Source organism: Dactylosporangium sp. NPDC049140, assembly GCF_040648435.1.
Genome location: NZ_JBEZDS010000003.1, coordinates 244,700 through 267,791 on the forward strand (window position 1 = coordinate 244,700; position 23,092 = coordinate 267,791).

General features: G+C 72.3%; 25 protein-coding genes and 1 pseudogene. 16 read left to right on the forward strand and 10 right to left on the reverse strand.

Annotation, left to right across the window (positions count from 1 at the left end; genetic code table 11):
* Positions 1-13 precede the first annotated feature (13 nt).
* Together AB0B76_RS07425 and AB0B76_RS07430 are read right to left on the reverse strand one after the other, a co-directional pair.
* The gene (locus tag AB0B76_RS07425; protein ID WP_360371648.1) at positions 14-949 is read right to left on the reverse strand and encodes a sulfotransferase; all 936 of its coding nucleotides are present in this window, start codon (positions 947-949) and stop codon (positions 14-16) included.
* A 45-nt stretch (positions 950-994) separates the two neighbouring features.
* Positions 995-1,114 (reverse strand): annotated as a pseudogene (locus AB0B76_RS07430) (TauD/TfdA family dioxygenase); the annotation flags it as partial.
* A 302-nt stretch (positions 1,115-1,416) separates the two neighbouring features.
* Between AB0B76_RS07430 and AB0B76_RS07435 the strand changes: the two are divergent.
* The 5 genes from AB0B76_RS07435 (at position 1,417) to AB0B76_RS07455 (ending at position 5,934) form a co-directional block, all read left to right on the forward strand.
* A complete protein-coding gene (locus tag AB0B76_RS07435) occupies positions 1,417-2,610 on the forward strand; it encodes a hypothetical protein (protein WP_360370886.1) in 1,194 nt (397 codons plus the stop codon).
* Between the two features lie 111 nt (positions 2,611-2,721).
* Positions 2,722-3,672, forward strand: coding sequence for an amino acid ABC transporter permease (locus AB0B76_RS07440; protein ID WP_360370889.1), 951 nt, complete (start codon positions 2,722-2,724; stop codon positions 3,670-3,672).
* Positions 3,672-4,436, forward strand: a complete 765-nt coding sequence (locus tag AB0B76_RS07445) for an amino acid ABC transporter ATP-binding protein (protein WP_360370892.1) — start codon at positions 3,672-3,674, stop codon at positions 4,434-4,436. Before AB0B76_RS07440 ends, AB0B76_RS07445 begins: the two co-directional genes overlap by 1 nt.
* Positions 4,437-4,450: 14 nt before the next feature.
* Entirely contained in the window at positions 4,451-5,443 is a 993-nt protein-coding gene (locus AB0B76_RS07450) for a transporter substrate-binding domain-containing protein (protein ID WP_360370895.1), read from the forward strand.
* A gap of 110 nt (positions 5,444-5,553) precedes the next feature.
* Positions 5,554-5,934 carry a hypothetical protein gene (locus AB0B76_RS07455; protein WP_360370898.1) on the forward strand — a complete coding sequence of 127 codons (381 nt, stop codon included), beginning with the start codon at positions 5,554-5,556 and terminating at the stop codon, positions 5,932-5,934.
* Between the two features lie 58 nt (positions 5,935-5,992).
* Here the strand turns inward: AB0B76_RS07455 and AB0B76_RS07460 are convergent, their stop codons facing one another.
* The 3 genes from AB0B76_RS07460 to AB0B76_RS07470 are packed head-to-tail and all read right to left on the reverse strand — an operon-like array spanning position 5,993 to position 8,587.
* Positions 5,993-6,319 (reverse strand): TraR/DksA C4-type zinc finger protein, encoded by a 327-nt coding sequence (locus AB0B76_RS07460; RefSeq protein ID WP_360370901.1) that lies wholly within the window; start codon positions 6,317-6,319, stop codon positions 5,993-5,995.
* A gap of 10 nt (positions 6,320-6,329) precedes the next feature.
* Entirely contained in the window at positions 6,330-7,007 is a 678-nt protein-coding gene (locus AB0B76_RS07465) for a response regulator (protein WP_360370904.1), read from the reverse strand.
* Positions 7,004-8,587, reverse strand: coding sequence for a sensor histidine kinase (locus tag AB0B76_RS07470; RefSeq protein ID WP_360370907.1), 1,584 nt, complete (start codon positions 8,585-8,587; stop codon positions 7,004-7,006). The genes AB0B76_RS07465 and AB0B76_RS07470 overlap by 4 nt, the downstream gene beginning before the upstream one ends.
* A 54-nt stretch (positions 8,588-8,641) precedes the next feature.
* Here AB0B76_RS07470 and AB0B76_RS07475 point away from each other — a divergent pair, with 54 nt between their 5' ends.
* The 5 genes from AB0B76_RS07475 (at position 8,642) to AB0B76_RS07495 (ending at position 12,395) form a co-directional block, all read left to right on the forward strand.
* Positions 8,642-10,036 (forward strand): cation:dicarboxylase symporter family transporter, encoded by a 1,395-nt coding sequence (locus AB0B76_RS07475; RefSeq protein WP_360370910.1) that lies wholly within the window; start codon positions 8,642-8,644, stop codon positions 10,034-10,036.
* A gap of 118 nt (positions 10,037-10,154) precedes the next feature.
* Complete coding sequence (locus AB0B76_RS07480; protein WP_360370913.1) at positions 10,155-10,262, forward strand: EAL domain-containing protein; 108 nt, start codon at positions 10,155-10,157, stop codon at positions 10,260-10,262.
* A 22-nt stretch (positions 10,263-10,284) separates the two neighbouring features.
* Positions 10,285-10,842, forward strand: a complete 558-nt coding sequence (locus AB0B76_RS07485; RefSeq protein WP_360371651.1) for an EAL domain-containing protein — start codon at positions 10,285-10,287, stop codon at positions 10,840-10,842.
* Positions 10,843-10,861: 19 nt separating this feature from the next.
* Complete coding sequence (locus tag AB0B76_RS07490; RefSeq protein ID WP_360370916.1) at positions 10,862-11,272, forward strand: VOC family protein; 411 nt, start codon at positions 10,862-10,864, stop codon at positions 11,270-11,272.
* A 505-nt stretch (positions 11,273-11,777) separates the two neighbouring features.
* The gene (locus AB0B76_RS07495) at positions 11,778-12,395 is read left to right on the forward strand and encodes a YdeI/OmpD-associated family protein (protein ID WP_360370919.1); all 618 of its coding nucleotides are present in this window, start codon (positions 11,778-11,780) and stop codon (positions 12,393-12,395) included.
* A gap of 309 nt (positions 12,396-12,704) precedes the next feature.
* On the opposite strand, the gene AB0B76_RS07500 is transcribed toward AB0B76_RS07495, so the two are convergent.
* A complete protein-coding gene (locus tag AB0B76_RS07500) occupies positions 12,705-13,361 on the reverse strand; it encodes a DUF4386 domain-containing protein (RefSeq protein ID WP_360370922.1) in 657 nt (218 codons plus the stop codon).
* A gap of 134 nt (positions 13,362-13,495) precedes the next feature.
* Here AB0B76_RS07500 and AB0B76_RS07505 point away from each other — a divergent pair, with 134 nt between their 5' ends.
* Both AB0B76_RS07505 and AB0B76_RS07510 read left to right on the forward strand, forming a co-directional pair.
* Complete coding sequence (locus AB0B76_RS07505) at positions 13,496-14,698, forward strand: ATP-binding protein (protein WP_360370925.1); 1,203 nt, start codon at positions 13,496-13,498, stop codon at positions 14,696-14,698.
* Between the two features lie 526 nt (positions 14,699-15,224).
* Positions 15,225-15,941, forward strand: coding sequence for a response regulator transcription factor (locus AB0B76_RS07510; RefSeq protein WP_360370928.1), 717 nt, complete (start codon positions 15,225-15,227; stop codon positions 15,939-15,941).
* Between the two features lie 716 nt (positions 15,942-16,657).
* Here AB0B76_RS07510 and AB0B76_RS07515 read toward each other — a convergent pair.
* Both AB0B76_RS07515 and AB0B76_RS07520 read right to left on the reverse strand, forming a co-directional pair.
* Positions 16,658-17,650: a transmembrane transport protein gene (locus AB0B76_RS07515; RefSeq protein ID WP_360370930.1), complete on the reverse strand. Its 993-nt coding sequence runs from the start codon at positions 17,648-17,650 to the stop codon at positions 16,658-16,660.
* Entirely contained in the window at positions 17,647-18,480 is an 834-nt protein-coding gene (locus tag AB0B76_RS07520; RefSeq protein ID WP_360370933.1) for an ABC transporter ATP-binding protein, read from the reverse strand. The genes AB0B76_RS07515 and AB0B76_RS07520 overlap by 4 nt, the downstream gene beginning before the upstream one ends.
* 87 nt (positions 18,481-18,567) lie before the next feature.
* On the opposite strand from AB0B76_RS07520, the gene AB0B76_RS07525 reads away from it, so the two are divergent.
* The 4 genes from AB0B76_RS07525 to AB0B76_RS07540 are packed head-to-tail and all read left to right on the forward strand — an operon-like array spanning position 18,568 to position 22,071.
* A complete protein-coding gene (locus tag AB0B76_RS07525; protein WP_360370936.1) occupies positions 18,568-19,221 on the forward strand; it encodes a response regulator transcription factor in 654 nt (217 codons plus the stop codon).
* Positions 19,222-19,224: 3 nt separating this feature from the next.
* Positions 19,225-20,331 (forward strand): HAMP domain-containing sensor histidine kinase, encoded by a 1,107-nt coding sequence (locus AB0B76_RS07530; protein ID WP_360370939.1) that lies wholly within the window; start codon positions 19,225-19,227, stop codon positions 20,329-20,331.
* Entirely contained in the window at positions 20,321-20,608 is a 288-nt protein-coding gene (locus AB0B76_RS07535; RefSeq protein WP_360370942.1) for a CATRA system-associated protein, read from the forward strand. The genes AB0B76_RS07530 and AB0B76_RS07535 overlap by 11 nt, the downstream gene beginning before the upstream one ends.
* A 59-nt stretch (positions 20,609-20,667) precedes the next feature.
* On the forward strand, positions 20,668-22,071 hold the full coding sequence (locus AB0B76_RS07540) for a M36 family metallopeptidase (RefSeq protein ID WP_360370944.1): 1,404 nt from the start codon (positions 20,668-20,670) through the stop codon (positions 22,069-22,071).
* Between the two features lie 92 nt (positions 22,072-22,163).
* Here the strand turns inward: AB0B76_RS07540 and AB0B76_RS07545 are convergent, their stop codons facing one another.
* Together AB0B76_RS07545 and AB0B76_RS07550 are read right to left on the reverse strand one after the other, a co-directional pair.
* The gene (locus AB0B76_RS07545) at positions 22,164-22,553 is read right to left on the reverse strand and encodes a hypothetical protein (RefSeq protein WP_360370947.1); all 390 of its coding nucleotides are present in this window, start codon (positions 22,551-22,553) and stop codon (positions 22,164-22,166) included.
* The gene (locus tag AB0B76_RS07550) at positions 22,550-22,969 is read right to left on the reverse strand and encodes a MarR family transcriptional regulator (RefSeq protein WP_360370950.1); all 420 of its coding nucleotides are present in this window, start codon (positions 22,967-22,969) and stop codon (positions 22,550-22,552) included. The genes AB0B76_RS07545 and AB0B76_RS07550 overlap by 4 nt, the downstream gene beginning before the upstream one ends.
* Between the last annotated feature and the right edge of the window lie 123 nt (positions 22,970-23,092).

The window sequence follows — 23,092 nt, forward strand, 5'->3', positions numbered from 1 at the left end:
AAGGTACGTCCCTTCACGGCTGGTAGCGGCTGGCGTGCTCGAGGCTGAGCCAGTCGGCGTACGACTCCCCGCTCACGTCCTCCAGCTTGCGGATCTCATCGGCGAAACGAGGCAGCAGGGTCGCCCGTTGCGCGGGGGTCACCCGCGGCCGTGACCCGTGCCGGCGGTGCAGCAGGCCGAGCAGCGGCGTGCGGACGGCCTTGCGCACGGGCAGGGGGAAATGGTGCCCGATGCGCCCGCCGGTGCGCAACGCGAGCCGGATGACGGCGTTCGCGGGCGTGTCGTCGACGAACCGGCGCACGTTCTCCGGCGGGGCCTCGGCCAGCAGGCCGGTCTCGACGCCGAGGAACGTGCACACCCGGTCGAGCGTCCCGGCCGGGCGGTCGCGCAGGTCGCGGTAGCGCAGCAGCAGCACGCGGGGGCGGTCGACGTGGGTGAGCAGGTGCTCGAGCTGGGAGCCGTACTGCCCGAGGCCGGTGTAGTGCCAGAACGCGGCCCAGCCGGCGGCCCTGCGCCGCGGCTCCAGCTCCACGGCGCGCAGGAAGTCGGCCTCGGACTCCAGGCCGGCGCCGAACAGGTGCGCCCAGTTGGAGTGGGCGCGGTCGACCGGGTCGCGCAGCACCAGGATGATCTTCACGTCGGGCAGCAGCTTGGCGATGCGGGCGTGCGAGTCCAGGTCGTGCAGGTAGAACGGGGTCGACTCGCCGCGCCGGGCGCCCGGCCGGGCCGCACTGAAGAGGGCTTCGTAGTCCTCCCGCCGCCAGACGTGCTCCTGGTAGGTCTGCACGTCGCCCGGGCCGCCGTGCCGGGGCGGCGGGCCGTCGGACAGGAAGAACTTGGGCTCCTTCACGGCGGACAGGAACAGGCCCGGGTGCGGGGCGAGCGCCGCGTGCAGCGCCGAGGTGCCGGCCTTGGGCACCCCGGCGATCAGGAAGTCGGGAAGGCTCATGAGACCCCTCTCGGGACGTCGCCGCACAGGGTGATCCGGTGCACCGCGGTCAGCCAGCTGGCAGTCGGCCCAGTTCGTGTCCCCGCCCGCCGGCGGCAGCGTCACCGCGCGCAGGATCGAGCCGAGCGGCGGGCGCGGCATGAATGTCACGTCGGTGTGCCACACGTCGGCGAGACCCCGGCCGGCAGCCCGCCGGCGACGCCGACGGCCGAGCCGATGAGGATGCGGCGCGGCGGGGCGGGGCGGGGCGGGGCGGTCAGACGGCGTGGGCCGGACACGGGCACGCGCAGGTCCGGCCGCAGTCGACGTGCCGCCGACAGGTCAACCGGAGCGAATTCATGCCGTCACGGTAGACAATGGGGACGCTTCCCGTCAATACCTACCGGGTAGATATTCAATTGACGCCGACGAATCCTGGCACCGGAACATCTTGACGGACATCGATAATGGTGATTATGTCACGGGACATGGTGACCCCCCGAAAACTTCTCACCCCCGTCCTCGCCGCGCTGCTCATCGGGCTCGCGGCCGGACCGGCCGGCGCCAACCCCGGGCCGCCGGTCACCGACGACACGCCCGCCAACACGTGGGGCGCGACGCTGGCGTCGATCGGCGACGACGACGTCAACGTCGCCTGGAACGGCGCGCTGCACATCGCCGACCCGACCCAGGTGCCCGACGGCCAGCGCGCGCCGGTCGTGTCCGGCATGCTCGTACTCGCGCCGCACGCGCTGACGACCCCGGCCAACCTGGTGCGGGCGTTCACGACGACGGCGACGACCGGCGTCGACGTGGAGTACCGCGGCGAGAGCGCCGACGAGACCTGGTCGGAGTGGACGCCGGCCGGCACCCCGCTCGCCCAGGACGTGGCGACCGTCCAGGTGCGGGTCGTGCTGACCGGAGCGGGCGCGGCCGTGAGCGCGGTGGCGCTGGTGGCCTCGCACCGGACTGCGCCCGCCGGGCTCGCGGCGGCCGGCAACGTGTACCGGGTCTACGCGACGCGCGAGGGGCTTGTCGGCGGTACCACCGCCAACGGCCACGTCATCGTCAGCCGCGACCATTTCGTGGCCCTGCCGTCGCGCCGCGGCCTGGCCCCCAAGGGCACCGGCGACTACACGGTGCGGGTCTGCACCACCAGTGGCGCGCGGTGCGAGTTCGCGCCGGTGTGGGACGTCGGGCCGTGGAACACCACCGACGACTACTGGAACCCGGCCTCCACCCGCCAGTCGTGGACGGACCTGCCGCAGGGTCGCCCCGAGGCCCAGGCGGCGTACCAGAGCGGCTACAACGGCGGCAAGGACCAGTTCGGCCGTACCGTCGCCAACCCCGCCGGCATCGACCTGGGCGACGGCGTGTTCTGGGACGGCCTGCAGCTCACCGACAACTCGTGGGTCGACGTCGCGTACCTCTGGACGGGCAGCGGCGTGCGCGGCGTCATCGGCAGCGGGCCCCTGAACATCCGGGCCGGCGCCGGAACGACCTTCGCGAGCAAGGGCTACGCCGCCACCTACGCGCAGGTGCCGATCGAGTGCTGGGTCACCGGCCAGTCGGTGGCCGGCCCCTACGGCACCACGACGCGCTGGGACCGGATCGGCACCGGTCAGTACATCAGCCACTCGTACGTGTCGAAGACCACCGGCGGCACCGCCCCGGCCTGCTGACGCCAACCGATCCAGGGTAAGGCTAAATACTAGTTTTCCGATAGGGATTGACAACAAAGGCGCGGCGTTTCTACGGTGCTCCATACCTGGCCGTCCGGATGGAGCACCGCCGTGACCGACACCGCAACCCTGCCGTCGCCCCCCGTCGACCGGTTCGACCCGCAGATCGCCCAGCGCCGGGTGACGCCGCGCCTGCGGCCGTGGCGCTGGGTCGTCAGCGCCGTCGTGCTGGTGGTGCTCACCCAGTTCGTCGTGGGCGTCTTCACCAACAGCCACTACGAGTGGTACAAGTTCTGGGCCTTCTTCACCCGCCAGTCGATCCTCGACGGTGTCGTGGTCACGCTGGAGGTGGTCGGGCTCAGCGCCGTCTTCGGCCTCGTACTCGGCGTGGTCGTCGCGCTCGGCCGGCTGTCGAGCAACCCGCTGCTCGGCGGCCTGGCCTGGGCCTACGTATGGTTCTTCCGGGCCCTGCCGCTGCCGCTGCTGCTGATCATCACGTTCAACTTCTCGTACTTCTACCCGCGCCTGGGCATCGGCGTGCCCTGGGGTCCCGTCTTCGCCGAGGTGCGGACGAGCGCGCTGACGCCCCTGGCCATCGGGGTCATCGCGCTGAGCCTGAACGAGGCGGCCTACGCGGCCGAGGTGATCCGCGGCGGCATCCTGTCGGTCGAGCACGGCCAGATCGAGGCCGCGACCGCGCTGGGGCTGTCCAAGGCGCGGCAGCTGCGCCGGATCGTGCTGCCGCAGGCGCTGCGCTCGATCGTGCCGGCGTACGGCAACCAGCTCATCGGCCTGATCAAGGCGAGCTCGCTGGTGTACTACGTGTCGCTGCTGGACGTGTTCGGCGCGGTGTTCGTGCTGGAGTCGCGCCACCCCGAGTCGCTGGTGCCGATCCTCATCGTCGGCGCCGCCTGGTACCTGGTGATGACCGCCGTGCTCTCGGTCGTGCAGTTCTACGTCGAGCGGTACTACGCCCGCGGTACCGCCCGCGCGCTGCCGCCCACGCCGATCCAGCGGCTGCGGCGGCTCGTCGGTGTCCGCCTGACCCGGAGGGGCTTCTGATGGCGGCCACCGCGCTGGAGATCCGCAACGTGCACAAGGCCTTCGGCCTCCGGGAGGTGCTCAAGGGCGTCGACCTGACCGTCCGGCCGGGCGAGACGGTGGCCGTCCTCGGCCCCTCGGGCTCGGGCAAGTCGACGCTGCTGCGCACCATCAACCACCTCGAGCAGCCCGACCTCGGCTACGTCGCCGTGCACGGCGAGCTGATCGGCGTCGAGGTGCGCGGCACGCACCTGCACGAGCTGCCGGAGCGCACGGTCCGCGGGCAGCGGACCCGGATCGGCTTCGTGGCCCAGAGTTTCAACCTGTTCCCGAACCTGACCGCGGCCGGCAACGTCGCCGAGCCCCTCATCGCGCACAAGCGCCTCGCCCGGCCCAAGGCGCACCAGCGGGCACTCGAGCTGCTGGCCCGGGTCGGGCTGGGCGACCGCGGCGATGCGTACCCCCGCCACCTTTCCGGCGGCCAGCAGCAGCGCGTCGCGATCGCCCGCGCCCTGGCGCTGGAGCCGAGCCTGCTGCTGTTCGACGAGCCGACGTCCGCGCTCGACCCCGAGCTCGTCGGCGAGGTGCTGTCGGTCATCCGCCGGCTCGCCGAGCTCGGCACGACGCTCGTCATCGTCACCCACGAGATCGGCTTCGCCCGCGAGGTCGCCGACACCGTCGTCTTCATCGACGAGGGCGTGATCGTCGAGCAGGGGCCGCCGGCCGACGTGCTCACCAACCCGCAACAGTCCCGCACCCGCGAGTTCCTCGCGAAGGTGCTGTAACCCTGAGGAGAACCGTGAAACCAGCAGCGGCCTTGACGCTCGCCATCGTCCTTGTCGCGGGCCTCGCCGGCTGCGGCAACGGCGACGAGGCGGAGGCGGGCACCGGCGCGGCCGCCGGCACCGTGAGCATCGGCGCCCAGGCCAACGGCATCGCCAAGCCGGCCGAGCTCAAGGTGGACAAGCAACAGAGCATCGCCGACGAGGTACCGGACGCCGTCAAGTCCGACGGCAAGCTCACGATCGGCCTGGGCGCCCTGCCCACCGGCTTCCCGCCGCTGGCCTTCGTCGGCGACGACGACAAGACCTTCACCGGCGCGGAGCCCGACCTCGGCCGCCTCGTCGCCGCCGTGCTCGGCCTGAAGCCCGAGTTCAACAACGACACGTGGGACAACCTGTTCGTCGGCATCGACTCGGGCAAGAACGAGCTCGGCTTCTCGAACATCACCGACACCGAGCAGCGCAAGGAGAAGTACGACTTCGCCTCCTACCGCCAGGACAACCTCGGCTTCGCGGTGAAGGGCAGCAACACCTGGAACTTCGACAAGGACTACACCAAGCTCGCCGGGCTCAAGGTCGCGGTCGGCGCGGGCACCAACCAGGAGAAGATCCTCGTCGCCTGGCAGGACAAGCTCAAGAGCGAGGGCAAGGCGCTCGACATCAAGTACTTCGCCGACACCCCGAGCACGTTCAAGGCGCTCGTGTCCGGCCAGATCGACGCGTACTTCGGGCCGAACCCCGGCATCGCGTACCAGATCAGCAAGACCCAGGGCACCGCGGACGTCGTGCGCAACGCCGGGGTCTACTCCGGCGCGGGCGAGTCGCTGCAGGGCCTGATCGCCGCGACCACCAAGAAGGACAACGGGCTGATCAAGGCGGTGGCCGACGCCATCAACTACCTGATCCAGAGCGGCCAGTACAAGCAGTGGCTGGCCGCCTACAACCTCGACACCGAGGCCGTGGCGACCTCCCAGGTGAACCCGCCGGGCCTGCCGAAGTCGAACAAGTAGCGCGCCGCAGGCCCTGGCTCGTGGCACGTTTCCGGGATTTGTCCGGCCCCGCGTCTCCCTAATGTTCATGGCATCACTTCGCAGGACATTTACTTCAGGGAGATAGAGACATGAGCGACGTCGACTACGGGCAGTACGAGGCGGGCCAGGAGAGCGGCGAGCTGGACCAGCTGCACCAGGCTTCGGGCGCCGAGGCGGACGCCAGCAGCCAGTTCGGGGTGTACGAGCAGGACCACTCGGCGGCCGAGTCCACGGACTACTCGACGGGCCACCACGAGGAGCTGGACCAGCCGGGCGTTCTGCACTACGAGTCGGACGACTACACGAACTACAGCCACGACGCGTCGGTCGACGACCACGTGTTCGCGGCCGAGGGCTCCGAGTCCTCGCACCAGGCCGAGTTCTCCGAGCTCGACGCCCTGCAGGAGCGCTTCGGCAGCGCGTTCGCCCAGGGCACCGTCTTCAGCGCCACGGGTGTCGCCGCCAACTGACCCGAGGACTGCAGCACGGCCGGTCTCCTGTGGAGGGGTGACCGGCCGCGCTGCTTTTTCAGGCGCAGGCGACACAGGTGCGGGCGGCCGGACGGGCCAGCAGGCGTTCGGGCGGGATCGGGCGGCCGCAGCGCTCGCAGACGCCGTAGGTGCCCGCGTCCAGGCGGGCCAGCGCGTCGTCCAGGTCGGTCAGGCGGCGGCGGGTGGCCTCCAGGACCGCGGTCAGCTGGGCCCGCTCGTAGGCGATGGTGCTGCCCTCCGGGTCGTGCTCGTCGTCGGCGTTGGACTCGCGGGACGCCTCGAAGACCGAGCGCAGGTCGGACTCCAGCGCCCGCACCTCGGCCGCCGCCTCGTCGCGGCGGCGCTGCAGCCGGTCCCGGTCCACGCCTGCGACCCTACGGGACCCAGCGGTACTCCACCTCCGGCCGGCCCGCGCCGCTGCCGTAGCGCAGATGGCGGGCCGCGGCGCCGCGCTCGGCGAGGTACTCCAGGTAGCGGCGGGCGGTGACCCGGGACGCCTGCAGCGACTGGGCGACCTCGGCCGCGGACAGGCCGCCGGACGCCGCCCGGATCAGGTCGGAGACCGCCGCCAGGGACTCGGGGCTCATGCCCTTCGGCAGGTGGGTCGGGGAGCGGCCGCGCAGGATCGCCAGCAGCCCGTCGACCTCGCCCTGGTCGGCGACGGCCGCCGAGCGCGCCAGCCGGGTGCGGTACTGCCCGTAGCGCTCCAGCTTCTCGCGCAGCGCCGCGAACGCGAACGGCTTGAGCAGGTAGTGCACGATGCCCTGCGACACGGCGGCGCGCACGACGTCGAGGTCGCGGGCCGAGGTCACCGCCATCACGTCGGCCGGGTGGCCGGCCGCCCGCATCGCGCGCACCAGGTCCATGCCGTGCATGTCGGGCAGGTTCATGTCCAGCAGCACCAGATCCACGCGCTCGCGCTCCAGCACGCGCAGCGCCTCCGCGGCCGTCGCCGCCCTGGCCGCCACCGCGAAGCCGGGGACGCGCTCGACGTACATCACGTGCGCGTCGGCGGCGATGGGCTCGTCCTCGACCACGAGCACCCGGATCACGGGGCACCGACCAGGACCCGCACCGTGAACGCGGCGCCGTCGACGTCGATGGCGCCGCCGTGGCGGTGCACCACCTGGCCCACGAGCGCCAGGCCCAGCCCGCGGCCCATGGGCGCCGCCGCGGCGGGCTTGGTCGACCAGCCGCGCTCGAAGGCGTGCGTGACGTCGGCGGGGTCGAGGCCGGGTCCGCTGTCGGCCACGCGCAGCACGAGCTCACGACCGCGCCGCAGCGCCGCGAACTCGACCCGGCGCGGGGGCGGGGCGGCCACGGCGGCGTCGATGGCGTTGTCGAGCAGGTTGCCCACGATCGTGACGAGGTCCCCGGGCGGGAGCATTGCCTCCGGTACCTCCGCATCCGGAGCGACCTCGAGCTCCACGCCGCGCTCGGCGGCCTGCGCGGCCTTGGCGAGCAGCAGCGCCGCCAGCACCGGCTCCCGCACGGCTCCGACCACGCGGTCGGTGAGCCGCTGGGCGACCGCGAGCTCGTTGGCGGCGAACTCGATCGCCTCCTCGGTGCGGTCCAGCTCGATCAGGGACAGCACGGTGTGCAGGCGGTTCGCGGCCTCGTGGGCCTGGGCGCGCAGGGCCTCGGCGAAGCCGCGCACCGAGTCGAGCTCGCCGGTGAGCGCCTGCAGGTCGGTGTGGTCACGCAGGGTCACGACGGTGCCCAGCACGCCGTCGCCGCCGGCCGCCGCGGGCGCCTGGTTGATGACGAGGATCCGGTCGCCGGCCAGGTGGATCTCGTCGGTGCGGGAGCGGCCCTCGGCCAGGGCAGCGCCGAGCGCGGCGGGCAGCCCGGCGGCCCCGATCGGCCGGCCCAGCGCGTCCTCGCCGAGCGCGAGCAGGCGCCGGGCCTCGTCGTTGGCCAGCAGCAGGCGGCCGTGCCGGTCGAGCAGGAGCAGGCCCTCGCGGACCGCGTGCAGGACCGCGTCGTAGAACTCGTACATCCGCGCCAGCTCGGCCGGCCCGAGATCGTGGGTGCGGCGGCGCAGCCAGCGGCTCACCTGCCAGGAGCCGGCCGCCGCGGCCAGCATCGCGAGGGCGGCGGTGACGAGCAACGCCGGGATCCGGCCGCGGACCTGCCGGGCGACCGACGTGAGCCGGATGCCGACGGAGACCAGCCCGACGACCCGGTCCCCGGCCAGGACGGGTACGACCGCCCGCATCGACGCGCCGAGCGTGCCGGTGTAGGTCTCGGTCAGCGGCCGGCCGTGCACGGCGGGATCGATTGTGCCCAGGAAGTGCCCGCCGATCTGGCGAGGGTCCGGATGGGTGTACCGGATGCCGCCCGTCGTCATGATGACGACGAAGTCGGTCTCGGCGTCGCGGTTGAGCCGGTCGGCGAGCGGCTGCAGGACGGCGGTCGGGTCGGGCGCCGCGAGCCCGTCGCGCACCGCGGGCGAGTCGGCGACGGTCCAGGCGATCCCGAGCACCTTCTGCCGGGCGGCGTCGAGACTGGCCCGGTCGGCCTGCACGTACGCGCCGACGAGCGTGCCGGCGACGAGCACGGTGATGACCGTCAGCTGCAGGCCGAAGAGCTGACGGGCCAGGCTCCAGCGCCGGGGGGACACGACTGCCACGAACGCAATGTACAGAACGGTGACGCAGGTCACCGCGCCTTGCATGCTCTGGGCATGACACCCCCGGAGACCGCGCCCGCCCCCGCCGGGCGGCGCGACCGCACGCACTTCCTGTATCTGGCCGTGATCGTGGCGGTCATCGCCGGTGCCGTGTTCGGCCTGCTCGCTCCGAAGGCGGCGCTGGAGGCCAAGCCGCTGGGGACCGGCTTCGTCAACCTCATCAAGATGATGATCAGCCCGATCATCTTCTGCACGATCGTGCTGGGCATCGGCTCGGTGCGCAAGGTGGCCCGGGTCGGCCGGGTCGGCGGGCTGGCGCTCGGCTACTTCCTCGTCATGTCCACGGTCGCCCTCGCCGTCGGCCTCGTCGTGGGCAACATCCTGCAGCCCGGGGCGAACCTGCACCTGACCGCCGCGGCCAAGGCGGCCGCGGAGAAGCAGGCGGCCAGCGGCTCCGGCTCCACCACGGACTTCCTGCTCGACATCATCCCGACGAGCTTCTTCTCGGCGCTGACGGCCGGCAAGGTGCTGCAGACGCTGCTGATCGCGCTGCTGGTCGGCTTCGCGCTGCACGCGATCGGCGAGTCGGGGCAGAAGGTCCTGGCCGGCGTCGGTCACCTGCAGAAGCTCGTCTTCCGCATCCTCGCCATGATCATGTGGCTAGCCCCGATCGGCGCGTTCGGCGCCATCGCCGCGGTCGTCGGGGCCGGCGGCTGGAGTGCGATCGAGAGCCTGCTGCAGATCATGGCCGGCTTCTACCTCACCTGCGCCATCTTCGTGTTCCTGGTGCTCGGTGTGCTGCTGCGCACCGTGGCCGGGATCAACATCCTGCTGCTGCTGCGGTACCTCGCGCGGGAGTTCCTGCTCATCCTGGGCACGTCGTCGTCGGAGTCGGCTTTGCCGCGGCTCATCGCGAAGATGGAGCACGCCGGGGTCTCCCGCACGGTCGTCGGCCTGACCGTGCCGACCGGGTACTCCTTCAACCTCGACGGCACCGCGATCTACCTGACCATGGCCTCGCTGTTCATCGCCGACGCGCTGGGCCGCCCGTTGAACATCGGCCAGCAGGTCTCCCTCCTGGCCTTCATGATCATCGCATCCAAGGGCGCCGCGGGCGTCACCGGCGCCGGACTGTCCACACTGGCCGGTGGGCTGCAGGCGCACCGCCCGGAACTGGTCGACGGCGTCGGCCTGATCGTGGGCATCGACCGCTTCATGTCCGAGGCGCGGGCCCTGACCAACTTCGCGGGCAACGCGGTGGCCACGATCCTGGTGGGCAAGTGGACGGGCGAGTTCGACCGCGAGCGCTGCGACGAGGTCCTGGCCGGCCGGGCCCCGTTCGACGAGCACACAATGCTCGACGAGCACACCGCGCGCGACGAGCCGGCCCCGCCGGCTGACTCCCCGGCGGTCGCGCCGGCGCCTCGAGAGCCCTCCGAGGCGTCCTGACCTCAGGCTCCCCAGGGGCCTCCCGGCCCCTGGGGAGCAGTTCGGGTGCAGGCCCGGCGCCGGGGTTCAGGCGGCGGGGTACGTCTACCAGCCCAAGGCCGACGCCGGCACCGGGCGCGTGATCGGCGCCGAGGCCCTGGTCCGCTGGCAGCACCCCGAGCACGGCCTGCTCGGCCCGAACGAGTTCATCCCGCTGGCCGAGACGACGGGCCTGATCGGCAGCTGACGTCGTACGTCCTCGACACCGCCTGCGCGACTGCCGCTCCTGGCGGGAGGCCGGCCACGACGTCTCGGTGGCCGTGAACGTCTCGGCCCGCTGCCTGCTCGACCTCGAACTGCCGCCGGAAATCGAGCGCCTCACCGCCGAGCACGGCGTCCCGGCCGACCGCCTGGTCGTCGAGATCACCGAGAGCGTCATCATGTCGGACCCGGAGCGCGCCCTCGAGGTGCTCAACCGCCTGCACGCTTTAGGTGTCCGCCTGTCGATCGACGACTTCGGCACCGGCTACCCGTCCCTGGCCTACCTGAAGAACCTGCCCGTGCAGGAGCTGAAGGTGGACCGCTCCTTCGTCACCCACATGCGCGAGCGAAGCAGCGAGCTGGCGATCGTGCGCTCCACCGTGGACCTGGGCGACAATCCGGGCATGCACGTGGTAGCCGAGGGCGTGGAGGACGCGGCCACCTGGGACGAGCTGAACGCCTTGGGCTGCGACGAGATCCAGGGCTACTACCTGGGCCGCCCCATGCCCGCCGACGACGTGGTCAACTGGCTGGGCACCAGCCGCGCGGCAGCGGCCCTTTCGTAGACGTGCGTAAGATCATCACATGACTGCCCCCACCCCCTACCTGTACTTTTCCGGAAACGCCCGCGAAGCCCTGACGTTCTACGCCGACGTCTTCGGCGGCGCCGCGCAGCTGCACACCCTGGCCGAGTTCAACCGAACTGACGGCCCGGCCGACGCCATCGCCCACGGCTACCTCACGGGCGGCCCGGTCGCCCTCATCGCCGCCGACGCGTCGGGTGACAAGCTTCCGTTCCGGGCCGAGGGCCTCATGCTGTCCCTGCTGGGTGCCGCCGCCCCCTCAGTCCTGCGCAAGTGGTTCGCCGCCCTTGCGGAAGGCGGCCGGGTGGTGGACGACTTGCAGCGGCGCCCGTGGGGAGCCTCGGACGGCCAGGTCATCGACCGCTACGGCCTGCACTGGCTGGTAGGTTTCGAGGGCGACGAGACCGACTGACAAGGCCCACCGGCGCGCCGCCCGCCGGCCTGGCTGGCAGCCCAGGCTCGCGTACAGCCTCCAGCTCCCGGCAGCTCCCGCCCTCGCGACGGCGCTTGCCTCGCGCGCAGCCCCGGGCTCCCAGGCAGCCTCTGGTTCGCGGCCGGCTTCTGGTTCGCGGGTGGCGCCCTGATCCGCTGGCAGCGCCTGCCTCGCGGCCAGCCCTCTGGTCCGCTGGCAGCGCCTGCCTCGCGTGCGGCCTCTAGCTCCCGGCGGCTCCCGCCTCGCGGCGGCGCTTGCCTCGCGCGGAGCCCCGGGCTCCCCGGCAGCCTTTGGTTCGCGGCCGGCTTCTGGTTCGCAGGTGGCGCCCTGGTCCGCTGGCAGCGCCTGCCTCGCGGGCGGCCCGGGTTCACAGGCCAACCCTCTGGTTCGCCGGCAGCCCCTGCCCCGCGGGCGGCCCCTGGCTCGCTTGCCGCCCCGGCCCCCGGTAGCCCCGCTGAGCCGCGGCGGCGGTTAGCCTGCTGGTGTGGTGAGAGCCGAACTGGACGAGTTGATAGTCGCGAACGCCGAGGCACTGAGGGCGTGGTTGTCGAGCAACCACACCACCTCGACGGGCGTCTGGCTGGCCCTGACCAGAAAGGGCGGCACGGTCACCACGCTGACCTGGCAGCAGGCGGTCGACGAGGCCCTGTGCTTCGGCTGGATCGACGGCCAGGCCCGCAAGGGCGATCACGAGTACTCCTGGATCCGATTCACCCCGCGCACCCCCCGCAGTTCCTGGTCCCAGCGCAACGTCTCTCACGTGGCCCGGCTGGAGGAGCAGGGCCTCATGCTGCCCGCGGGCCGCGCCGCGGTGGAAGCCGCGAAGGCGGACGGGCGCTGGGCGGTCGCCTACGCTCCCCCCTCGGAAGCCGAGGTCCCGGCCGACCTGAGCATCGCGATCGCCGCCAACCCGGCCGCCCAGGCCATGTTCGACGTACTCACCAAGACCAACCGCTTCGCTCTGATCTACCGGATCAACGCCGTGAAACGGCCCGAGACGCGCGAGCGAAAGATCACCGAGTTCGTAGCGATGCTGGCCCGCCACGAGACATTCAATCCGCAGAAGGCGAAGCCCGCGAACCAGCCGGAGTCGACACCATAGACGTCCGGGCGACACTGGCCACCACGAGACGCTCTATCCGCAGAGGGCAAGGCGGCGGGCGCGCCCCTCGATAGACGTCCGGGCGACACTGGCCACCACGAGACGCTCTATCCGCAGAGGGCAAGGCGGCGGGCGCGCCCCTCGATGCTCGGCGTCGATGGCGACCCCGCCCGAGTCGATGCCGTAAACGCCTGGGGCGCCACTGACCCGCAACGAGACGGCTGATCCGCAGAAGGCCGGGCCAGCGAACCTGCGGGAGTCGACGCCGTAAAGGTCCGGTCGACGCCGGCTTGGCGCGTGACGACCTGCCTATGTGGCTTCTGATCGCACCGGCGCGGGCAGGCCCTTGACGAGCAGCCAAACCGCGAACACCATCTCCTCGATCCCGATCGGAGCCGCCAGCACGGCCTGCGCCGCGGCGGGCAGATCCACGCCATAGGTTTCCAGCGCCCCGCGCAGCGCGAGCAGGACGCCGCCGATGAGGCCCCACCACGCGAGCCATCCCGGGACCAGGCGGCCGCGCAGCAGCAGTGCGTTGAGCATGATCGCGCTCGCGCCGAAGACCACGAGCGTGCCGATGCGGATCGCCCACTCGCGGCCGTCGAGGAGCGCGTCGCCGGTGGTCGGCGGGGCGTGGGAGGCGGCCAGGGACGTCATGACCAGGGCGGCCAGGGTTCCGGCGGCGATCAGGGCGCCCTCCAGCGTGCGGGTCACCAGGTAGAGCGCGGCGACCGGTTGGCTGACGCGCCGCAGGACCGGCCACAGCATGGCGGCGATGGCGGCGACGCTCAGGGCGAGCACGATCTCCAGCAGGGCTCCGGTGGCGAGCCGGGGTTGTGCGCCGCCGGTGGTGAGGAACTGCGGCTCGGTGACCGGCAGCAGCAGCGAGCCGCCGGCGATGGCGGTGGCCGAGGCCACGAGGAACAGGATGCCGGCCGTGCGGGCCGGTGGGGTGGGGGTTCGCATGGTTGTCGAGCTTCGTCGGTGGGTGGGATTCGGGCATCGGCCCGGGGAATGTGATTGTCGTAGGCCCGTGGACCGGTGAGACGCTCGTTCTTTCGGCCGATGACGCCGCCCCCGCAGTACCCGAGGCTTGACCCGTGTTCCAAGACGACCTCCGGCGGCTGTGGATCGAGCCGCGTGTATCCGGCGCACCCGTCAGGGTGTGGCGGGACTGGGCGCTGCTCGCCGCCGGGCTGGCGGGGGCGGGGCTGGAGACGGCACTGCGCGGCGACGTCGTGTGGTGGCCGGTTTCGCTGCTCGTGACCGCGATGCTGTGCCTCGCGACGTTGTGGCGGCGCACCCGCCCGCTGGCGATGGTCACGCTCGCGTTCGGCACCGGCATCGTGCTCACTGTCATTGACACCGTGACGGGCCACGCTCGTCCGCTCGGGTTGTACACCGGCATGATCGTGCTCATCCTCGTGTACACCCTGACGCGGTGGGGATCCGGGCGCGACATCGTGCTCGGGCTGGCCGTGACGCTCGTGTCGTTCGGGCTGTCGACGGCCGTCGACGACATCACCGCCGCCGACGCGATCGGCAGCCTGGTGTTCCTGGCGCTGCCGGCCATCGCCGGGGTGTCGGTGCGGCTTTGGGCGACTTCCAAGGGCCGGGAGCTCGAGCGCATGCGGTCCCGCGAACGCGAGGCGCTCGCCCGGGAACTGCACGACACCGTGGCCCACCACGTCGCCGCCATGGTCGTACGGGCTCAGGCCGGGCGGGTGATCGCGGCGGCCAACGCCACCGCGGACGATCCCAGGGACGAGCAGGGGGCCGGCGAGCTGCGTGCGGCGATGAAGGAGACCCTCGAGGGCGTGGAGGAGGAGGGGGCAAGGACGCTGGAGGCGATGCGGGCCATGGTCCAGGCGCTGCGCGACGGCGACACGGGCGCCGAGATGACACCGCCGGCGGGCGTCGCCGACCTGCAGCGACTCGCGCGCGACCCGGCCGGACGCCTGGCGATTGACCTGTGGATCGACGCATCGGCGGAGCGCCTGCCGGTGGCGGTGGACGCGGCCGTGTACCGGATCGTGCAGGAGTCGCTGACCAACGCGGTCCGGCACGCCGTCGACGCTACGACGGTCGAGATCCGGGTCGCGTCGACGCCACCGGACCGGGTGCGGGTGACGGTCCGCGATGACGGCGCAGCGGTGCGGCGGGGGCGTGGGCGGGGGAGAGACGGGTACGGGCTGACCGGGCTCCGGGAGCGGGCCTCGCTGCTGGGTGGGAGCCTGAGCGCCGGGCCGTGTCCGGGGCATGGCTGGCTGGTCGAGGCCGAGTTGCCGCGGCGGTCAGGATGAGGGCGCCCCGGAGGAGGGCGGCCGTGGGAGGTGTTGCTGTTCCCGGCGGCGCCCGTGAGCCTGTTGAGGCCGAGGTGCCACGGTGGGCAGGGTTGCCCGCCGCCCGGAGGAGGGTGGTCGTGGGAGGTGTTGCTGTTCCCGGCGGCGCCCGCGAGCCTGTTGAGGCCGAGGTGCCGGGGTGGGCGGGGCTGAGCGCGGCCCGGAGGAGGGCGGCCGCTGGAGGCGTTGCTGTTCCCGGCCGCGTTTCCGGGCCGGTAGTAGGACTACGTCCGCACGAAGCAGTTCGACTTCCTCGGCGGCCGGTGGCGGGCGGGGGCGATGGCGCGGCGGTGCGGCGGGGGCGCTGGCGGGGGAGAGATGGGCGTGGGCTGCCCGGGCTTTGGGAACGGGCTTCGGTGTTGGGTGGGCGTCTGAGTGCTGGGCCGTGTCCGGGGGATGGCCCGCTGACCGTCGAGCTCCCCGTGGACCTGGCCGGCGGCGAGATCGGTGAGCTGCTGATCGAGATCGAGTTGGCGCGGTGGTCGGGATGACGGCGGCTCACACGAGCTCGGTCGCGGGGCGGGCGACGATTCGGGTGCTGATCGCTGATGATCAGGCGATCATCCGTACCGGGTTGCGGATCATGCTCGATGCGCAGCCCGATATCGAAGTTGTCGGTGAGGCTGGGGACGGGGCCGAGGCGGTTCGGCTCGCGCGGGAGCTGCGGCCCGATGTGTGCCTGTTCGATATTCGGATGCCGGAGCCCGATGGGCTGGAGGCCACTCGAATCCTCGCCGGGCCCGGGGTTGTCGATCCGATGGTCGTGGTGGTGATTACCGTCTTTGATCTCGATGAGTACGTGTACGGGGCGCTGCGTGCCGGGGCTCGCGGGTTTCTGCTCAAGGACGCCGGGCCGGAGTTGCTCGTGCAGGCGGTGCGGGCCGCCGCGGATGGGCAGGCGCTCATCGCGCCCAGTGTCACTGTGCGGTTGATTGAGGCGTTTGCCGGGGCGGCGGTCGGGCGGGTGCCGGTGCAGCCGGTTGACGCGCTCACGCCGCGGGAGGAGGAAGTGCTGCTCGCGGTGGCTCGGGGGCTGTCCAACCACGATATCGCGCAGGCGTTGTTCATCACGCTCAGCACGGTCAAGACGCACCTGGCGAGTCTGATGGCCAAGCTCGGGGCCAAGAATCGGGTCGAGATTGCGATGTGGGCGTACGAGACGGGGAGGATCAGGCCTAGGGCCGGCTCAGGGGAGGGTTTATAGATCCTTATTTCTTCCGGCGGCGGTTGACATGTCGCGAACGGGGATCTTCGATGGTGAATGTCCGGATGTGTGGGGCGGTCCGCCAGCCGCCCGCACGCCGGCGCCGCGGTGATGAAGGTGCCCCACAGTATTGGCGGCCCTGGCGACTGGAGCTGCTGGGTCGTTGGGTTGCTGGGTGAGGACGTTCAGCTACCGGGTCGGCGAGTCGGCCAGAAGGACCATGCCGCCGGGGCTGCGGACCGTCCGTTTCGCTGGCGCAGCGGTAGATGCGGCAGTCGGCCCAAGCTGTCGGGCTGGCGGCGAGGCCGTTTAGGCGGCGCGGCGATGTCTCCACTAGAAGCCGAAGTCGTTCAGCCGTGAGGCCGTGGCGCCGTGAGGCGATGGCGCCGTGGGGCGGTGGGGCGTGGCGCCATGGGGGCGGTGGCGCCGTGAGGCCGTGGTGCCGTGGCGCCGTGAGGCCGTGGTGCCGTGGCGCCGTGAGGCCGTGGTGCCGTGGCGCCGTGAGGCGATGGCGCCGTGGAGCGGTGGGGCGTGGGGCGGTTGGGCGTGGCGCCGTGGTGCGGTGGCGCCGTGGCGCCGTGGCGGCGTGGGGCGGTGGCGCCGTGAGGACGGTGTCGGGTGCGCCGTGGTTCGGTCGCTCAGCGGGTCGTCGCGGTCCGGGAACGAACACCGGGGGCCCCGGCGGCGGAAAGGCGGCCGGGGCGGCCGGAAACGTGTCAGCTGACTCGGCGGCGTACCCACCAGAAGCTGAAGCCCGTCAGCAGGGCGGTCAGGACCAGGTACCCCGACAGTTCGATCCACTGGAACGGCCAGTAGCGGCTGCCGGGCTGGTACGTGTACTGGAAGTGCAGGTTCCTCGTGGCCAGGCAGTCGAAGTCGCCGGCCATGTCGCCCGTCATGCAGGTTTTGTTCTGGGCGGCCGTGTACGGGGTGCCGTCCGCGTTGTAGATCTCCTGCACCGAGTCCGTCGACCAGGCGTTCGGCATCGTGTAGCCCATGATGCGCGCGCTCGTCTGGTTCATGCCCAGGCCGTGGGCGCGGTCCAGTGATTCCTTGTTCACGGCCACCGTCGCCGTGACCGGCGCCATGAGGTGGGCGCGGACCGCGGTCGGGACCACGATCTGGAGGATGGTGTAGAGGGCGACCACGATCGCCATGCTGGCCACCGTGCGGCGCACGAGCAGGCCCACGACCACGCCCAGGACGAAGGCGAACGCGGTGTAGCCGAGCGGCACGACGCCGCGGGCGCCGAAGTTCGGCGCGGCGAACCGTTCGCCGACCCACTGGTCGTAGCGGCTGGCGCTCCAGGTGAGCAGGAGGCTGTACCCGCCCGTGACGGCCACCGCCGCGGCGCCCAGCAGCCCGAGCTTCACGCCCAGCCAGCGCCGGCGGGTCACGCTCTGGTTCCACACGAGGCGGTCGGTGCGGGTCTCCAGCTCGCGGGCGACCAGCGGGGCGCCCCAGAAGACGCCGATCAGGCCCGGCACGGCGATGAGCAGCAGGCTGATGATCTCGGTCGGCGCCTGGTACCGGTCGGCGAACAGCCGGCGGGAGATGGTGCAGTCGTCCGGGGCACAGTTGACGACGTCCGAGGTGTAGTCGTGGCGGATCTCGAAGCCGAGGTACAGCAGGAAGGCGGCGAGCGCGGCCAGCGCGATCGCGGCCACGATCGCCTGCGTGCGGAACTGCCTCCAGGTGAGCCAGATCATCGGGTCACCTCCGCGGCCATCATGTACGCCATGCCGACGTCCTCGAGGTCGGTGCGCTCGGCGCCGGCGATGGGGTCGGCGGAGTACACCACCGCGGGGCCGCCGCGATCGGTGTGCACGACGCGTGCGCCGGAGGGCAGCGCGCCCGCGCCGGCGGGAACGCGGTGGTGCAGGGCGATGAGGTCGGCGACGTCGCCGGCGACCTGGACGCGGCCGCCGGCCAGCACGATGAGGTGGTCGCAGACCTGGGTGAGGTCGCCGAGCAGGTGGGAGGAGAGCACGACGCTCACGCCGAGTTCGCCGACGAAGTCGAGCAGGTCATGCAGGAACGCCCGGCGGGCGATCGGGTCCAGCGCGGCCACCGGCTCGTCGAGGATGAGCAGCTCGGCGCGCTTGGCGGCGGCCACCGTCAGGGCCAGCTGGGCCCGCTGCCCGCCGGAGAGCCGCCCGGCCTTCTGCGCCGGGTCGAGCCCGAGCCGCTCGATGCGCCGGCGCGCCAGGCCGTCGTCCCACCCCGGGTTGAGCCGGGCGCCGAGGCGCAGGTGGTCGGCGACGGACAGCCCGGAGTACACCGGAGCGTCCTGAGCCACGAACCCGACCCTCGCCAGCTGGGCCGCGTTCGCCGCGGGGCGGTTGCCCAGCACCGTGATCCGGCCCTCCGACGGCGTGATCAGGCCGCAGGTGAGCGAGAGCAGCGTGGACTTGCCGGCGCCGTTGGGCCCGACGAGGCCGACGATCCGGCCCGCCGGCACGGTTAGGGTGCAGTCGGTCAGGGCCGTTCGCCGGCCGTACCGTTTGCTGAGTGCTTGTGTCTCGATGACCGCTGTCATGGGGGCCTTTGTAGTCATCGGGCGGTCACAGGAGCGTCCGCAGGGCTGTGACCAGTCTGTGACCGCGCTGTGGCTAGGCTGCGGGCCGTGAGAGTGCTCGTCGTGGAGGATCAGCGGCAGCTCGCCGACTCCGTCGCGCGGGTGCTGCGCCGCGAGGGCATGGCCGTCGACGTGGCCTACGACGGCACCGCCGCCCTCGAGCGCACCGACGTCGTCGAGTACGACGTGGTGGTCCTCGACCGCGACCTGCCCGGCGTGCACGGCGACGACGTGTGCCGCACCCTCGTCGCCCGCGAGTCGCCCAGCCGCGTGCTGATGCTCACCGCCTCCGGCACCGTCGCCCAGCGGGTCGAGGGCCTCGGGCTCGGCGCCGACGACTACCTGCCGAAGCCCTTCTCGTACGCCGAGCTCGTCGCGCGCATCCGGGCCGTCGGCCGGCGCAACCGGGCGCCCGCCCCGCCCGTGCTGATCCACGGTGACGTGCGCCTCGACCCGGCCCAGCGGGTCGCCACGCGCGCGGGGGCCCGGCTCCCGCTGAGCCCGAAGGAGTTCGCCGTGCTGGAGCACCTGCTCGCCGGGCGGGGCCGGGTGATCTCGGCCGAGGAGCTGCTGGACCGGGTCTGGGACGAGGCCGCCGACCCGTTCACGACCACCGTCAAGGCGACAATCAACCGGCTGCGGGTCAAGCTCGGCGACCCGCCGCTCATCGAGACCGTCGCCCGCGCCGGGTACCGGATCTAGGTCATGGTCCCGTCGAACCGGCTGCGGTGGCGGCTCACGCTGCTGTACAGCCTCGCCAGCTTCGTCTCCGGAATCGTGCTGCTGGTGCTCGTCGTCCTCGTGTCGCTCACGCTGCCCACGGACGGGCCGGCGCCGCGCGTGATCGAGGCGCCCCGGCCCGGCCCGGCCGGTGTGGCCTCGCGGCTGCCGAGCGACAACGACGGGTACCAGCGCGACCTTCTGCTCGTGCCCGGTCTTGCGCTGCTCATCATGGTGCCGGTCTCGCTCGGCGGCGGTTGGGTCCTGGCCGGGCGGATGCTGCGCCCGATGCGCACCATGAACGAGCGCCTGGAGCGCATCTCCGGCCGCAACGTGCACGAGCGCCTCGCCCTGCAGGGCCCGCGCGACGAGTTCCGGGACCTGGCCGACACCATCGACGGGCTGCTCGGCCGGCTCGAGCTGGCGCTGGACGGGCACAAGCGGTTCGTCGCCAACGCCGCGCACGAGCTGCGCACGCCGCTCACCGTCGAGCACGCCCTGCTGGAGGAGCCGCTCATCGACAACGGGGCGACCGTGGAGTCGTACCGCGCCAACTTCGAGCAGCTGCTGGCGGTCAACCGGCACCGGGGCGCCCTGCTCGAGTCGCTGCTCACGCTGACCGGTAGCGAGTCGGCCCGCGACGGCGGCGTCCCGTTCGAGCTCGACGCGATGGTGGAGGCGGCCCTGGCCGGGCTGGGCCCGCACGAGCTGACCGTGGCCGCGACGATCCGGCCGGCCCGCATCGTCGGCGACCCCACCCTCGTGGCGCGGCTGGTGGCCAACCTGCTCGACAACGCGATCCACTACAACGCGCCCGGGGGTGTCGTGGAGGTGGGCGTGCGGCGGATGGACGGGTACGCTCGGCTGATCGTCGCCAACACCGGCCCCGTGGTGCCGCCCGACCAGGTCGAGCGGCTGTTCGAGCCGTTCCAGCGCATGCGCCGCGTCGCCGACGACGGCCACCACGGGCTGGGCCTGTCCATCGTCCGTGCGATCGCGACCGCCCACGCCGCGACCATCCACGCCCGCCCGCGCCCCGGCGGCGGCCTGAGCGTCGAGGTGTTCTTCCCGGCGGCGGGCCTTGTCGGCTGACCGGGCCCCGCGCGGCGTCGTGGACACCCTGGCCGACGCCCAGCGCTGGCGGCTGCCGGCCGCGGCGTGGATCCTGCTCGACGGGCTGACCGCCCGCATCGACCGGGCCCTGCGCGCCGACGACCCGGCCGCCCTCAAGGACGCTCACCAGCGCCTGGAGCTGCTGCGCCCGGGCTCGACGCCTTCGATCGGCGGCCACGGTACCTCGATGTGCCCGCCCGCCCTCGCGGAGAAGATCGACACGCTCATCCGCCGGGTGCGCGCCGGGATTTCGTAGCCCCTCGTCCATCCCCTCGCATCACATCAGTACATGCAGATGTGTTCTAGGGTCGCGTCATGATGCGTCGACGCGTGAATCGATGGCTCGCGGCAGTGGCCGGCGGGGCGCTCCTCATCACGACGGGCGGCACCGCCGCGCACGCGGCCCCGCCCCTGCCCGACGGGCTGCGGCCGGTGCAGGTGCGCCAGTCGCTGCTCGGCACGCACACGTGGTACCAGCAGCTGTACCACGGCCTGCCCGTCCTCGGCGGCTGGTACGCCACCCACTCCGACGCCGCGACCGGCGAGGTCACCGTGCAGGACGGCCGGCTCCAGGTGAAGGGCCTGGCGAGCGAGGTGCCCGGCGTCGCCCCGGACCGCGCGCGCAGCTCGGTGGCCGGGCGCACCGGCGGCCAGGTCGCCCGCTCGGAGCTCGTCGTCGTGCCGGGCGCCACCGCCAAGCTCGCCTGGCTGGTCGCGACCCGCACCGGGCACGGCACCGTGCGCACCGTGCTCGACGCCGGCAGCGGCGCCACGCTGCAGGAGAAGTACCTGGCCCGGGAGGCCACCGGCACCGGCACGGTCTTCGACCCGAACCCGGTGGTGAGCCTGCAGAACGAGTCGCTCACCGACAACGACGACGCCAACTATCCGGCGCTGCGGGCCGCGTACCGGACGGTGCCGCTGACGCATCTCAACGCCCGGACGGACACCCTGCAGGGCGACTACGCCGACAACATCAGCGACAACCCGGTGCAGTCGAAGCGGCGGGTGTACCAGTACAACCGCTCCCAGCCCGGGTTCGAGCAGGTGATGGCGTACTACAGCATCACCTCGGCCCAGGAGTACATCCACCAGCTCGGCTTCCGCGACGTCAACAACGAGCCGCAGGACTACGCGACGACCGGCCTGACCGACGACAACTCGTTCTACGACCCGGACACGGACGGCATCACCTTCGGCACCGGCGGCGTCGACGACGCCGAGGACAACGAGGTCATCTGGCACGAGTACGGCCACGCCATCCAGGACGACCAGGTCCCCGGCTTCGGCGAGGAGCTGGAGGCCGGCTCGATCGGCGAGGGCTTCGGCGACTACTGGGCATTCACGATGTCGCAGGCGAGCAGCGCGGACACCCGGCGCACCCCGCTGGCCTGCATCGCCGACTGGGACTCGACCTCCTACACCGACGACCTGCCGCACTGCCTGCGCCGTGTGGACGGCCCGAAGATGTACCCGGCCGACCTGGTCGGCGAGGTGCACGCGGACGGCGAGATCTGGTCGCGGGCCCTGTTCGACATCAACAACGCGCTGGGCCGCACCCGCGCGAACCGCGTGATCCTCGAGGCCCACTTCTGCTTCGACCCGAACACCACGATGCCGGCGGCCGCGACCCAGACGGTGAAGACGGCGCGGGCCCTGTACGGCCCGGCCGCGGCGAACCAGGTGCGGGCCGCCTTCCACGCCCGCGGCATCCTGTAACGGCCGTCGCCCGGACCCGGCGGCGGAGCCTCAGGGCAGCGTCGCCGGGCCGGGTGGCAACCTCGCGAACGTGCTGGCCGAGTCGGGCGACTTCAGCCGGCGGCGAGGGCGGTGGTGAGGTCGGTGTGGTTGAGGTACATCAGGATCTGGAACCCGCCGTTGTCGCGGCGCAGCAGGAGCGTCGAGGTCAGGTGCAGCGGGTCGGTGCCGGCGCGCGGGGCGGACCAGTCGGCGTTCACCAGGAGGTAGTGGTCGTCCAGGCGCTGCTGGCGCGCGTCCGTGCGGCTCAGGGCGCCCACCCCCGCGCGGTCGAACATCGCGCGCCGCGCCGGCAGGGCGGCGGTCAGCTGGGCCGGGGTGACCGCGACCGCGCGGGCCGGGTCGAGGGCCAGGAACGTGTCGGCGAACAGGGCCGGGGCGTCGCCGGTGTCGTACGCGTCGAGGAACGCCGACACGTCGGGCTCGAGCGGGGTCCAGGTCATAGCTGCGCGGTCACCTTCTCCAGGAGGGGGATCACGTCGGCGAGGCGTCGGCGCTCGTCGGCGGTGAGGGTGGCGAGGGCGGCGTCGATGCGCGTGACGCTCGCGGCCTCGCGGGTCAGCAGGGCCGAGCGGCCCGTCGCGCTGATGGTCACGACCGCGCGGCGGCCGTCGGACGGGTCGGGGGCGCGGGTGATGTACGCCTGCTCGTCGAGGCGCCGCAGGACCGGCGCGATCGCGGCCGACGTCACCTGCTCCTGGCCGGCCAGGGCGCCGGGGCCGGTCGGGCCGAGGCGCTCCAGGCGCTGGAGCACGGCCAGCTCGAGGAACGAGAGGTTGTCGTCGCCGTCGGCGTAGAGCTGTCGCAGCCGGCGCGCGAAGCGTCCGACCGCGAGCCGCAGGTCCTGGGCCAGTGTCACGTTCGCTAAGATAGCTTAGCTAATCTGTCTTAGCAATATGCCGAAGGTGTTGCCGTGCCGTGGCGGACCGCAGTGGCGCCGCGTGGTGACTGCCCGGTGACGCTCGCCGGGCACCATCGCGGC